Origin of the sequence: Rhizobium album (assembly GCF_003122325.1) — a bacterium.
In the GTDB taxonomy this organism is placed as follows: Bacteria; Pseudomonadota; Alphaproteobacteria; order Rhizobiales; family Rhizobiaceae; genus Metarhizobium; species Metarhizobium album.
Window position 1 is genome coordinate 541,524 of sequence record NZ_QFBC01000002.1, and the last position, 13,169, is coordinate 554,692.

Annotated in this window: 14 protein-coding genes; 8 read left to right on the forward strand and 6 right to left on the reverse strand. The window is 64.6% G+C overall.

Annotation, left to right across the window (positions count from 1 at the left end):
• The first annotated feature begins 13 nt into the window (after positions 1-13).
• Entirely contained in the window at positions 14-1,075 is a 1,062-nt protein-coding gene (locus tag DEM27_RS06850) for a 3-deoxy-7-phosphoheptulonate synthase (RefSeq protein WP_109457447.1), read from the forward strand.
• Between the two features lie 186 nt (positions 1,076-1,261).
• Here the strand turns inward: DEM27_RS06850 and DEM27_RS06855 are convergent, their stop codons facing one another.
• The 6 genes from DEM27_RS06855 to DEM27_RS06880 form a co-directional block, all read right to left on the reverse strand.
• Positions 1,262-1,531 (reverse strand): hypothetical protein, encoded by a 270-nt coding sequence (locus DEM27_RS06855; RefSeq protein WP_109457448.1) that lies wholly within the window; start codon positions 1,529-1,531, stop codon positions 1,262-1,264.
• An 83-nt stretch (positions 1,532-1,614) separates the two neighbouring features.
• On the reverse strand, positions 1,615-2,346 hold the full coding sequence (locus DEM27_RS06860) for an MBL fold metallo-hydrolase (RefSeq protein ID WP_109457449.1): 732 nt from the start codon (positions 2,344-2,346) through the stop codon (positions 1,615-1,617).
• A 2-nt stretch (positions 2,347-2,348) separates the two neighbouring features.
• Positions 2,349-3,452, reverse strand: a complete 1,104-nt coding sequence (locus DEM27_RS35185) for an ABC transporter ATP-binding protein (protein WP_109457450.1) — start codon at positions 3,450-3,452, stop codon at positions 2,349-2,351.
• The gene (locus DEM27_RS06870; RefSeq protein WP_109457451.1) at positions 3,449-4,240 is read right to left on the reverse strand and encodes an ABC transporter permease; all 792 of its coding nucleotides are present in this window, start codon (positions 4,238-4,240) and stop codon (positions 3,449-3,451) included. The genes DEM27_RS35185 and DEM27_RS06870 overlap by 4 nt, the downstream gene beginning before the upstream one ends.
• A gap of 2 nt (positions 4,241-4,242) precedes the next feature.
• Positions 4,243-5,106, reverse strand: a complete 864-nt coding sequence (locus DEM27_RS06875; protein WP_109457452.1) for an ABC transporter permease — start codon at positions 5,104-5,106, stop codon at positions 4,243-4,245.
• 286 nt (positions 5,107-5,392) lie between these two features.
• Positions 5,393-6,445, reverse strand: a complete 1,053-nt coding sequence (locus DEM27_RS06880) for a polyamine ABC transporter substrate-binding protein (protein WP_245445690.1) — start codon at positions 6,443-6,445, stop codon at positions 5,393-5,395.
• A 146-nt stretch (positions 6,446-6,591) separates the two neighbouring features.
• Between DEM27_RS06880 and DEM27_RS06885 the strand changes: the two genes are divergently transcribed.
• From DEM27_RS06885 to DEM27_RS06915, 7 genes are all read left to right on the forward strand, one after another.
• A complete protein-coding gene (locus DEM27_RS06885; RefSeq protein WP_109457454.1) occupies positions 6,592-7,212 on the forward strand; it encodes a TetR/AcrR family transcriptional regulator in 621 nt (206 codons plus the stop codon).
• A gap of 33 nt (positions 7,213-7,245) precedes the next feature.
• Positions 7,246-7,641, forward strand: coding sequence for a YybH family protein (locus tag DEM27_RS06890; RefSeq protein WP_109457455.1), 396 nt, complete (start codon positions 7,246-7,248; stop codon positions 7,639-7,641).
• A gap of 160 nt (positions 7,642-7,801) precedes the next feature.
• Entirely contained in the window at positions 7,802-9,229 is a 1,428-nt protein-coding gene (locus DEM27_RS06895; RefSeq protein WP_109457456.1) for a mannose-1-phosphate guanylyltransferase/mannose-6-phosphate isomerase, read from the forward strand.
• Between the two features lie 116 nt (positions 9,230-9,345).
• Complete coding sequence (locus DEM27_RS06900; RefSeq protein ID WP_109457457.1) at positions 9,346-9,963, forward strand: TetR/AcrR family transcriptional regulator; 618 nt, start codon at positions 9,346-9,348, stop codon at positions 9,961-9,963.
• Positions 9,963-10,940, forward strand: coding sequence for an HlyD family secretion protein (locus DEM27_RS06905; protein ID WP_109457458.1), 978 nt, complete (start codon positions 9,963-9,965; stop codon positions 10,938-10,940). Before DEM27_RS06900 ends, DEM27_RS06905 begins: the two co-directional genes overlap by 1 nt.
• Positions 10,937-11,908: an ABC transporter ATP-binding protein gene (locus DEM27_RS06910; RefSeq protein WP_109457459.1), complete on the forward strand. Its 972-nt coding sequence runs from the start codon at positions 10,937-10,939 to the stop codon at positions 11,906-11,908. Before DEM27_RS06905 ends, DEM27_RS06910 begins: the two co-directional genes overlap by 4 nt.
• Positions 11,905-13,044 carry an ABC transporter permease gene (locus tag DEM27_RS06915; RefSeq protein ID WP_109457460.1) on the forward strand — a complete coding sequence of 380 codons (1,140 nt, stop codon included), beginning with the start codon at positions 11,905-11,907 and terminating at the stop codon, positions 13,042-13,044. Before DEM27_RS06910 ends, DEM27_RS06915 begins: the two co-directional genes overlap by 4 nt.
• The last annotated feature ends 125 nt before the right edge of the window (positions 13,045-13,169 follow it).

The window sequence follows — 13,169 nt, forward strand, 5'->3', positions numbered from 1 at the left end:
AGGAAAGCATGCCATGCCGCATACCACAGACGACCTGCGTATCGTCGACATCACCCCGCTGAGCTCGCCGGAGCGCATCCTGACGGAGATCCCGCGCACCGACGCGGTGACCGAGACCGTCACCCGCTCGCGCCAGACGGTGCACGACATCCTGCACGACAAGGACGACCGCCTGATCGTCGTCATCGGCCCCTGCTCGATCCACGATCCGGTCGCCGCCCGCGAATATGCCGGCCTGCTGGAAGAGCAGCGCCGCCGCTTCTCCGACGAGCTGGAAGTGGTGATGCGCGTCTACTTCGAGAAGCCGCGCACCACCGTCGGCTGGAAGGGCCTGATCAACGATCCGCATCTCGACGGCAGCTACCGCATCGAGGACGGCCTGCGGCTTGCCCGCGGCCTGATGATCGACGTCAACAAGCTCGGCCTGCCCGCCGGCTCGGAATTCCTCGACACGATCACGCCGCAATACATCGCCGACCTGGTCAGCTGGGGCGCCATCGGCGCGCGCACGACCGAAAGCCAGGTACACCGCGAACTGGCCTCCGGCCTGTCCTGCCCGGTGGGTTTCAAGAACGGCACGGACGGCAACGTCCGCATCGCGCTCGACGCCTGCATGGCCTCGTCGCGGCCGCATCATTTCCCGGCAGTGACCAAGGACGGTCGCGCCGCGATCGCCTCGACCCGCGGCAACGAGGATTGCCACGTCATCCTGCGCGGCGGCAGCCGGACGAACTACGATGCCGACAGTGTCAACGCCGTGTCGGCGCTCTCGGAAAAGGTCGGGCTTGCGCCGCGGCTGATCATCGACGCCAGCCATGCCAACAGCAGCAAGAACCCGGAAAACCAGCCGAAGGTGACCGCCGACGTCGGCCGCCAGGTGGCGGCGGGCGACCGGCGCATCAAGGGCGTCATGGTGGAAAGCCACCTCGTCGCCGGCCGGCAGGACCTGGTGCCGGGCAAACCGCTCGTCTACGGCCAGAGCATCACCGATGGCTGCATCGACTGGGCGACCTCGGTTTCGGTGCTGGAAGATCTGGCACGGTCGGTCCAGGCACGCCGGCGGGCTGCGGCATAAGGGACTGCGGCTGAAATGATGAGGGCTCGACAGGCCCTCATTCGCCTTCGCGCTGCGGGCTTTTCTCCCCGTTACGGCGGGGAGAAGAAAATGTGATGCACCCCTCCACGTCTTACAGCAGAGGGTCAGGAGCCAAGCCGCCTGCACGGCAAAGGATTGGGCCGTCGCGGCTCAGTGATCCCCAGGCTACTTGATATAGCGCCGGGCACCCTTTTCGCCGCTGGTGCCGGTTTCGCCCAGTTCCTCCTGCATCGCCTCGACACCACGCTTGGGCACGAAATAATACTGGCCGGAGCGCACGGCATTGGTGCAGGCGACAAATTCCTGCTCGCGGATGACGCCGCGGCATTGTTTGGAGATCGGATCCACGAACCCGTCCGGCGGCACGTAGGCGCCCGGATTGGTGCAGCCGCTGACGGCAAGCAGGCCGAGGATGGCGATGGCGACGTTTCTCATGTGTCCCTCTTCATGCGGGCGGCGCATGCCACCGATTCGAACACACTCGATATCCGTCCAACCCTGCCCGAACGTTGCGTCGGTCAGGCCCGTTGCTTTTCGTCGAGCCAGTCGCGGATGAGCGCCCGGTAGCGCTCGCCGGAAAAGCTCGGGAAGTGGCCGCCATGCACGAGGCGCACCGGCAGCGACAGCAGGCGCTGCATCGACCGCAGGTAATCTCCGGCATCGGCATGGTAGGTATCCTCGATCAGCGGGCCGTCATAGAGGATGTCGCCGGAAAACAGGATGCCGGTCTTTTCCTCCCACAGCGCGATGCCGCCGGGGGAGTGGCCGGGCGTATGAATGACCTCGAAGACGCGATCGCTGAGATCGATATGATCGCCGTCCCGAAGGATGCGGGTCGCCGGCGCCGCCTTCACAGCATAACATGTCGAGCAATAGGGTTCCGGCGGCAGGGCGTCGAAGATGTCGTCGGTGACATAGGGTTCGGCGAGCGTGTTGGCGCGGGTCGGGTGGGCGAGAAGATCGGCCTCGGCCTCATGCACGGCACGGCATTCGAACTCGTGATGGCAGCCGATGTGATCGAAATGGGTGTGGCTGGCTACCGCGATCAACGGCTTCTCGGTGACCAGCGGCACCCACTCGCGCAGCGACACGACACCCATGCCGCTATCGACCAGCATGTCGCGGTCGCGACCACGGACGTGCCAGATGTTGCAGCGGTAGAATTCCTGGATGTAGGGTTCGGAAATGGCGGTGACGTCGTCCCCGCGGCGCTCGACGGCGTACCATTTGTCCGGGCTGATGCGCAGCATGGTCAGGCCTCCGTCACGGCCGGCAGGGCGACGATATCGGCGGCCTGCACGGCGAGCGGCACGCAAACGCCATCGGCAAGCTGCGCCGTCTGCGGCATGTGCACGACGAGGCTCAGCGAAGGCGAGGATACGGGCGCCACATGGCAACGCTGGTGGGTGCCGAAGAAGGCACTGGACGTGATACGCGCCTCGCCCAGCGACAGGCTGCCGGGACTGCCCGCCGTCTCCGCGGGACCGCGGAAATGCTCCGGGCGGATAACGAGGCTGAGCTTCTGCCCGGCCCTCGCATCGCCGGCGGTAAAGGCCGTGGCCGGCAGGGCCAGCCGGCCGAGCGGCGTTTCCACCAGCACGTCGTCGTCGTCGCGGGCGATCGCCTTGCCGTCGAGGAAATTCACCTCGCCCATGAAGCCGGCGGAAAACAGCGATTTCGGCCGCATGTAGATCTCGGCCGGCGCGCCGACATCCTCGATGCGGCCAGCATTCATCACCACGATGCGGTCAGCGATCGCCATCGCCTCTTCCTGGTCGTGGGTGACGTGGACGAAGGTGGTGCCGACCCGCTTCTGGATCGCCTTCAACTCATCCTGCATCTGGCGGCGCAGTTTCAGGTCGAGCGCGCCGAGCGGCTCGTCGAGAAGCAGCACGTCGGGATCGACGGCGAGCGCCCGGGCCAGCGCCACGCGCTGGCGCTGGCCGCCGGAGAGTTCGTGCGGCTTCTTGGCCGACGAGGCCTTCAGGCCGACGAGATCGAGGAAACCGAAGGCCTTCTCATAGCGTTCGGCACGCGCCATGCCGCGCATCCTGAGGCCGAAGCCGACATTGTCGCGCAGGCACATATGCGGGAAAAGCGCATAATCCTGGAACATGGTGGTGGTCGGACGCCGGGCCGGCGGCACGAAGGTCATGTCCTTGTCGGCGATCAGCACCTGGCCGCTCGAGGGCAGCAGGAAGCCGCCAAGGATGGAGAGCAGCGTGGTCTTGCCGCAGCCCGAGGGGCCGAGCAGCACGATGAACTCGCCGGCGGCGATCTCCAGCGAGACCTCGTTCAGCGCCGTGAACTGGTGGAAAAGGCGCGAGACGGTGCGGATCGAGACGGCGGCGGTCATGGCGTGTTCTTTTTCCGGAAGAGGGTCAGTTCGAGGATGGCGAGCAGCGCGATCGACGCCAGGAAGACGACGGAGCCGATGGCGTTGGTTTTGGGGTTGAGGCCGGAGCGCAACAGGCTCCAGATCTCCACCGGCAGGGTGACGTTGAAACGCGACAGCAGGAAGGCGATGATGAATTCGTCCCAGCTGAAGGTAACAGAGAGGAAGAAGCTGGCGAGGATCGAGGGCATCAGCATCGGCGCGGTGACGAGCAGCATCACCTTCCAGTCACTGGCGCCGAGGTCGCGGGCGGCGCGCTCGATGTTCACATGGTGATCGCCCATCGAGGAATAGATGATCGCGAAGCAGAGCGGCAGGTTGATGACGACATGGCCGATGCCGACCGTCCACAGTGACAGGCCGATGCCGAGCGTATTGAGCACGGTGAGCAGGCCGAGCGCTATGATCAGGTAGCTCACCGTCATTGGCGCGATCAGCAGGCCACGCTGCAGCACCGAGCCCGGCAGCTTGTAGCGGGCAAAACCGTACGCCGCCATGAAGCCGAGCAGGCAGGCGACGGCGGACGACGCGGTGGCGACGATCAGCGAATTCAGCAGGGCCGCCATCAGCTTGCGGTCGGCGAAGATCGCCTCGTACCATTGCAGAGAAAAGCCGTTGAAGGGTGGTACCGGCAAGCGGCCGTCCTGGAAGGAGAACAGCACCAGCACCGCCACCGGCAGGAAGATGAAGCCGAACAGGGCGGCGGCGTAGATAACGGCAAGAAGGGTGGAGAGACGGTGGCGCAGCATGGTCACACCCGATCGATCTTCAGCCAGCGGGCGCAGAGCGCATAGGCCAGCGTGACGGCGAGCATCAGCACGATGGAGAGCGCCGAGGCCATAGGCAGGTCGGCGCGCCGGCCGATCTGCAGCATGATGATCTGCGGCAGCACCAGCTCGTTGTTGCCGCCGAGAATCTGCGGCGTGATATAGTCGCCGATGCAGAGCACGAAGGTGAGGAAGGCGCCGGTCATGATGCCGGGCAGCGTCAGCGGCAGGATGACGTGCCAGAAGGTCTGCAGCCCGTTGGCGCCGAGATCGGCGGCGGCGCGGCGGTAGTTCGGCGACAGTTGCACCAGATTGGCGTAGATCGTCAGCGTCAGCAGCATGACGAAGAAATGCACGAAACCGATGACGGTGGCGGTGCGGGTGCTGGCGATTTCCAGCGGCTCGGAAATGATGCCGATGCCCAGCAGCGCCTGGTTGATGACGCCGTTCTTGGTCAGTACCAGCAGCCAGGAATAGGAGCGCACGACATAGGACGTCCAGAACGGCAGGATGGCGAGGATCAGCGCCGTGCGCTGGAAGCGCTTCGGCACCCGTTCGGCAATGATCCAGGCAAGCGGATAAGCGAGCAGCACCGAAAGCACGGTGACGGTGAGGGTGATTTCGAGGGAATTGCTCAGGCCCTTGAGCAGGGCGTTTTCGCCGAAGAAGCGCAGGTAGTTGTCGAGGTTCCAGGCACGCACGATCTCCCGGCCCTGCCGCGACCACAGGCTCATCGCCGCCATGAACAGGAACGGCACGACGAAGAAGGCGACGGTCCAGACGAGCGCCGGCGCCACAAACCCCCAGGCCTTGCGGCGATCGGCATTTTCGAGCGAGAGGGTGGTCATGGGTGGCTTTCGGCCTCTGTTTCGTGTTGGGGGATTGCCCCTGATCCGCCTGCGTCCCTTACTCCCCCGAGCGGCAGGGTATCGCACATAGAACGAAAGGGTGCCCCGTGCCCCTTCTCCCCCGCGGGGAAAAAGGTCCGCAGGACGCAGCGAGATGAGGGGGTGCCACGGGGGAAAGTCCTGCCGTGTGTCGCCCCTCATCCGACCCTTCGGGCCACCTTCTCCCCGCTGGGGAGAAGGGGAAGAGGGGCGACGAGCCGTCAAACCCGCCATAGGCAGCCAATATTTACTGCTGCAACATCTCCGTCCAGACATCCTGCATCTTCTGGTCCAGCTCGGCGCTCGGCACCGGATAGAGCTGGGTTTTCGGCAGGTACGATGCCTGGTCGCTCCAGCGCAGCGCCGCCTTCTGGGCGTCGGTCAGGTGATCGCCCGCCTTGCTGTTGGCCGGCATCGCCCAGTAGCAGGAGGAGGTGGCAAGCCGCGCCTGGCCCTCGGGGCTGACGATATACTGCACGAACTTGCGCGCCAGTTCCTGCTTCTTCGAGGTCTTGAGCACGGCGATGGACTGGGTCCAGAGCAGGCCGCCCTCGTCCGGGATCGTCCAGTCGAGGTCCGGCTTGTCGGCCGAGAGCACGCCGGTGATCCATTCGCCGCCGCCGAGCAGGATGTCGACTTCACCGGTCGCCAGCGCCGTCTGCGAGGAGACGACGTCGCTGACCTGCTTGGAATTCTGCTTCAGCGCCACCAGCCTGTCCTTGATGGCGGGTAGATCGGCGTCGGTGAGTTCCGCGGTCTTCTTGCCAAGCTCCAGGCCGGCGATGCCGATCAACGGCAGGTAATAATCGTAGATCGCGATGCGGCCCTTGTATTTTTCCGACCAGAGCGACGACAGGTTCTTCATGTCGTTCACATCGACCTTCGACTTGTCGTAGGCGATGGTGTTGTAGCCGAATTTTTCGGTGACGGCGTAGATCTTGCCGTCGCGGCTGTTGTTCTTGTCGAGGCGAACCTCCGGGAAGATATCCGCCGTCGGCAGGGCATCGGCCGGCAGTTCGGCAAACAGGTCCATGTCAAGGGCGCGCTGCACATCGACGCCGTCGATGACCATGACGTCCCAGTCACCCGGCTGCGACTGCTCGATGATCGACAGGCCGGCGCCCGTGCCCTCGAAATCCTTGAGATTGACCTTGACGTTGTTGGCCTGCTCGAACGGCTCGATCAGCGTCGGATCGGTGTGGTCGCACCAGACCAGCGCGTTCAGCTCATCCTGCGCCAGTGTCGGCGCGGCAAAGGCGATGGCCGCAAGCGCGGTGGCGGACTGCAGAAAACGGCGCATGCAAGCGCCAGGCCTTTTCCCGGTTTTCATCTCGTTTCCCTCTTTCCCGACGCTCATTTCCGGCGCCTTTCGGAAAAAGATTGAATGAGTTCAATTTTTAAGTCAATATCAATTTTGAGGATATTCAAAAAACGGAAAAGACTGAAATGGCAGGGCTGAGGGCACGGCAGAAGGCCGACAGGAATCGGCGCATCCTGGAGGCGGCATCGAGCCTGTTTCGTGAGGTGGGTTATGACAGCGCGCGGATCGAGGACATCGCCGAACGCGCCGAGGTGTCGGTCGGGACCTTCTACAATTATTACGAAAACAAGGGCGACATCCTCGTCGCCACCGTCTCCATGGAAGTGGAGGAGGTATTGGAAGCCGGCAAATCCATCGTCGAAAACCCGCCCGCCTCCGTCGGCGAGGCGCTGGAAGTGCTGATCAACCAGTATTACGACCACTCGCTCGTCTATCTGACGAAGGAGATGTGGCGCACCGCCATGGCGATTTCGATCCAGCAGCCGAAAAGCCCTTTCAGCCGGCGCTACACCGATCTCGACAACCGGCTGTGCGACCAGATCGCCGCCCTGATGCAGAAGCTGCAGCTGCGCGGCGTGATCATGACCGGCATCGATGCCGTCGCCGTCGGCCAGATGGTGTTCAACAACCTCAACATGATGTTCACGGAATTCGTCAAGGACGAGCCGGCGACGCTCGAGGCGCTGAAGGACAATGTCGCCCGCCAGAACCGGCCCTTAGCGACGCTGATCAGCGCCCCGCGATAAGACCCGACAAACAAGCATGACAGGGAGAGACTATTGGAAGACGAGATCCTCGGTGCCGCACGCCGGCTCATCGACGCTTTCGCGCGCCACGACCGCGACGCCTATTTTGCCGCTTTCGCCCCGGAAGCGACCTTCATCTTCCACAATCTCGACCGCACGCTGAAAAGCCGCGCCGAATACGAGGCGGAATGGGCGCTCTGGGAAAGCCGCGACGGATTTCGCGTCCGCGGTTGCCGGTCGAGCGAACAGCGGCTGCAGATGGTGGGCGAGACGGGCATCTTCACCCATGCCGTTTCCACCGATGTCGCCTTCGGCGACGACGAGGCCACCACGCAGGAGCGCGAAACCATCGTCTTCGCCCGCGATGCCGCAGGCGCCTGGAAAGCGGTGCACGAGCATCTTTCGGCGCCCACTACCCCTACTTCTTGAAGGGCTTTCGGGAATTTCTGCTGCAACCATCCGATATTCGCCTGAATCCTCTGCTTACCCGGCGTTGCCAAACAAGGCGCATCGCGTTAGCAAGCGTGCCTAATGACGCGCCCTATGACGAGGCGCCGACGGGATGGGACCAGCCGAGAGGATTGCATTCATGACGAAGAGAATAGTTCCGGTGATCATGGCCGGCGGCAAGGGAACGCGGCTCTGGCCGCTGTCGCGGGCCACGGCGCCGAAACAGTTCATCCAGCTGATCGGCGACAAGACGCTGTTCCAGAACACGCTCGCCCGCGTCGCCGATCCGGATCGTTATGAAGCGCCCGTCATCGTCACCAACGAGGAATTCCGCTTCCTCGTCGCCGAGCAGGCGCGCGAAATGGGCGTCAAGCTCGCCGCCGTCATCCTGGAACCGATGGCCCGCAACACCGCGCCGGCCGTCGCGGCCGCCGCGGCCGCGGTTGCCGGCCTGTTCGACGACGATGCGATCATCCAGATTCTCGCCTCCGACCACGAGATCGTCGCCGACGCCACCTATCTCGACTGTATCCGCATCGCCCGCGACACTGCGGCGGCCGGCAAACTGGTGACCTTCGGCATCACGCCGGCGCATGCCGAAACCGGCTATGGCTACATCGAATCCGGCGACCCGCTGCCCACCGGCGCCCATGCGGTGAAACGGTTCGTGGAGAAGCCGAACAAGGAAAAAGCCGAAGAGATGCTCGCCGCCGGCGGTTATCTCTGGAACTCCGGCATGTTCATGTTCTCGCTGCCGCAGCTGACCAAGGAATTCCAGGCCTATGCGCCTGCCGTCATGGAAGCGGCAACGCTGGCCGTCGAAAAGGCCGTGCGCGACCTCGATTTCACCCGCCTCGACCACGACGCCTTCGCGGCGAGCCCGGATATTTCCATCGATTACGCCATCATGGAAAAGACCAGGAACGCCGCCGTCGTGCCCTCGCCGATCGTCTGGTCGGATCTGGGCAGCTGGGATTCGGTGTGGAAGCTCGGCAAGAACGACGAGGACGGCAACGTCGTCGAAGGCAATGTCACCGTTCTGAACACCCGCAATTCGCTGGTCATGTCGCATCACGGCCACCTGGCCGTGCAGGGCATGGACAACATCGCCGTCATCGCCAGCGAGGACGCCGTCTATGTCGGCCGCCTCGATGAGGCGCAGGAGGTCGGCAGGCTGGTCAAGCATCTCGCCGCCCGGAGCGCCACCTCGAACCTGACGCAGACGCACCCGACCTCCTACCGCCCCTGGGGCGGCTATACCTCGGTGCTCAACGGCGACCGGTTCCAGGTGAAGCGCCTCTTCGTTCTGCCGGGCAAGAAGCTGTCGCTGCAGAAGCATCATCACCGCTCCGAGCACTGGATCTGCGTCAAGGGCACGGCGGAAGTGACCGTCGGCGAAAAAGTCCAGACCCTGCGCGAAAACGAGTCCGTCTACATCCCGCAGGGCGAGGTGCATCGCCTTGCCAATCCGGGCAAGATCCTGCTGGAGATGATCGAGGTTCAGACAGGTTCCTATCTCGGCGAGGACGACATCATCCGCATCGTTGACGAATTCGGCCGCAGCTGACGGCAGGATGACCATTCTGCAAGGCGAGCCGGCCCCGTGGCCGGCTCGCTTTTTTGTTGCGTGAATTTCTTGTTTACTATAATGACTGACTGGTCAGTCATAAAAGGATTCCTTCGATGAAGGAAAGCAAACGCAAGGCCGTCAGCCCGGAGCAGCGCAAGCGTGAGATCCTCGACGCCGCTTTTGCCGTCTTCACCGAGCGCGGTTTCGCCGCGACGCGGATCGAGGATATTGCGGCGCGGGCCGGCATCGCCAAGGGCACGGTCTACCTGCATTTTGCCGACAAGGAGGCGCTGTTCACCGGACTGGTCGCCGGCCTCGCCTCGCCGGTGCTGGCGGAAATCGGCGCGGTGGCGATCCGCGACGGCCTGACGGGCCGGCAGGCGGTGACGCTGCTTTACGATACGTTCGTGCGGCTGGTGCTGCGCACCGAGCGCCGCCACCTCATCCGCCTGATTATTTCCGAAGGACCGGCCTTTCCGGCGATTGCCGAGATCTATCACCGCGACGTCATCTCGGTCGGGCTCAAGGCGCTGCAGCAGGTGCTGTCGCGGGCGGCGGAGCGGGGCGAACTGAGGGCGCCGGCCGTCGCCGCGGTACCGCAGATCGTCGCCTCGCCGCTCATTCTCTCCATCGTCTGGGGTTCGCTGTTCGAACGGCTGGAACCGCTCGATACGAAAAAACTCTTCGATGCCTTTCTCGACACTCTTTTCATGCCGCCCGGAGACGCGTGATGCGCAAGATCCTTCCCCTCGCCGTGGTGCTCCTGGCGGTACTTTGCGCCCTTCCGTTCCTGCTGTCCGATGACAAGCCGCGACCCTACCAGGGCTGGGTTGAAGCCGACACGCTGTTCATCGGGGCTGAAAACGGCGGGCGGCTCACGGAACTCGCCGTTGCGGAAGGGCAAGCGGTCGCCGCCGCCACCCCGCTCTTCCGCCTCGACGACCGGACGGAGCTTGCCGCGGTGGACGGCGCCCGCGCCGAGCTTGCCAAGGCGCAAGCGCAGCAGGCGCTGGTGATGGCGGCGCAGAAACGGCCGGAAGAGATCGCCGTGCTGGCCGCCAGCGAACGGGAGGCGCAGGCAAAGCTCGACCTGGCCTCCGAAGAACTGGAGCGCACCACCGCGCTGTTCAATAGGGGCACGGCTTCGAAATCCAACCTCGACAGCGCGGAGGCCAACTACGCGGCGAGCAAGGCCGCGCTCGACAACATCCGCCGCCAGATCGACCTCGGCCGGCTGCCCGAACGCGACGAGACGATCCGCGCGGCGGAAAAGACGGTGCGCTCCGTCCAGGCCAATCTTGCCGCGGCGGAAGCCGCACTCGCCCGCCGTGCCGTTACCTCGCCGGCCGCCGGCACGGTGGAAGAACTGTATTACCGGACCGGCGAAGTGGTGCCGGCAGGGCGGCCGGTGGTGGCGATCCTGCCGCCGGAGAACATCAAGCTGCGCTTCTTCATCCCGCAGGCAGCCCTTGCCGGCACACGACTCGGCGACCGGGTGACGGTCTCCTGCGACGGCTGCGAGACGAGCGCGGCGCGCATCACCTTCATCGCATCATCCGCCGAATACACGCCACCGGAGATCTACACGCCGGAGGAGCGGGCAAAGCTGGTCTATCGCATCGAGGCCGTGCCGGAAAAACCGGCGCTGCTGCGCGTCGGCCAGCCGGTCGACATCCAGCCGGCGGCCGGCAGCGGAGAGGCGCAATGACAGCCGCCGCACCCGCCCTCCCCGAGAGCGCCGAAGCCCCGCCCGCCCGCGACATCGTCATCGACGTTCACGAGTTGACGAAGAGTTTTAACGGCCGCACCGTCGTCGACCATGTGTCGATGCAGGTCGGCAAGGGCCGCATCCACGGTTTTCTCGGCCCGAACGGCTCCGGCAAGACCACCACCATCCGCCTGCTCTGCGGCCTGCTGACGCCGGACAGCGGCACCGGCACCTGCCTCGGGTTCGACATCCTCACCGAAAGCGACCGCATCCGCCGCCGCGTCGGCTACATGACGCAGCGTTTTTCGCTCTACCAGGACCTGTCGATCCGCGAAAACCTCGAATTCGTCGCCCGCATCTACAATCTGCCCGATCCGCGCGGCAAGGCGCAGGGCGCCATCGACCGGCTCGGCCTCAAGGGCCGCGAAAACCAGCTGGCCGGCAATCTCTCCGGCGGCTGGAAGCAGCGGCTGGCGCTCGGCGCCTGCATCCTGCCGCAGCCGGCGCTGCTTTTGCTCGACGAGCCGACCGCCGGCGTCGATCCGCAGGCGCGGCGCGAATTCTGGAGCGAGATCCATGCACTCGCCGCCGAAGGCCTCTCGGTGCTGGTCTCGACGCACTACATGGACGAGGCGGAGCGCTGCCACGAGATCGCCTACATCGCCTACGGCAAGCTGCTGGTGACCGGCACGGTGGACGAGGTGATAGCCGCCTCGCATCTCTACACCTGGACCGTGACCGGCGCTGACATCCACCCGCTGCAGATGGAACTGGAAAAGACCGGGGGCATCGACATGGTCGCCCCCTTCGGCACCAGCCTGCATGTTTCCGGCCGCGACGAGACGGCGCTGGAAGCGGCGATCGCCCCGTTCCGCAGCCGCGCCGGCCTGACTTGGCAGAAGGGCGAGCCGACGCTGGAGGATGCCTTCATCGACCTGATGAAACGGTCGGAGGACAATTTCCGATGAGCGTAGACGGCACCGGCGGCGCCTTCGGCCGCTTCTGGGCGATGACGACCAAAGAGTTCATCCAGATGACCCGCGACCGGATCACGCTGGCGACGATGATCATGATCCCGGTCATGCAGCTCTTCCTCTTCGGTTTCGCCATCAACTCCACGCCGCACAACCTGCCGACCGCCGTGCTGATGCGCGAGACGAGCGATGTCGGCCGGTCGATCCTGGCAGCGCTCGAAAACACCGATTTCTTCGACATCCGCTTCGTGCTCCAGCGCGAGGAAGAGATGGACGAGATGCTGCAATCCGGCCGGGCGCTGTTCGTCATCGAGATCCCCGAAGGGTTCGAGCGGGCGCTGCGGCGCGGCGAACAGCCGGCCTTGCTGGTGGCCGCCGACGCCACCGATCCCGTCGCAGCAAGCTCGGCGCTCGGCGCGCTGTCCGGCATCGTCAACACCGCCTTGGCCCGCGACCGGCAGGTCACGATGGGCGAGCCGACGCCGCCCGCCTTCCGCATCGTCCAGCATCGCCGCTACAATCCGGCCGGCTCCTCGACGCTCAACATCGTGCCCGGCCTGCTCGGCACCATCCTGACCATGACACTTTTGATCTTCACCGCGCTCTCCGTCACCCGCGAGGTGGAGCGCGGCACGATGGAAAACCTGCTGTCGATGCCGATCCGGCCGATCGAGATCATGCTCGGCAAGATCGCGCCCTATGTGCTGATCGGTCTGCTGCAGGCGGTACTGATCATTGCTGCCGGTTTCTGGGTTTTCGGCGTGCCGATCCTCGGCGACCCGGCCTCGCTTTCGCTGCTCACCGGCCTGTTCGTGCTCGCCAACCTGTCGATCGGCTACACCTTCTCGACGGTGGCGACCAACCAGTTGCAGGCGATGCAGATGGCGATGATGTTTTTCCTGCCCAACATCCTGCTCTCCGGTTTCATGTTTCCCTTCGCCGGCATGCCGGCCTGGGCGCAATGGATCGGCGAGGCGCTGCCGCTGACGCATTATATCCGCATCGTCCGCGCCATCATGCTGAAAGGCGCCGATCTTTCCGACCTGACCACCGACGCGCTGGCCCTCGCGGGGCTGACGGGCATCGCCATGCTGATCGCGGTGAGGCGTTTCCGGCGGACGCTGGACTGAGGCTGAACGCGGCTGCTTTCGGGGGCGACGGAATGCCGCAATCGTTCTTGCTTTCTTGCGCTGCATTGCACAAGATCACCCGATCATGAAGCGCGTATCGCAGAACGGGTCAGGCAAGCAGCACG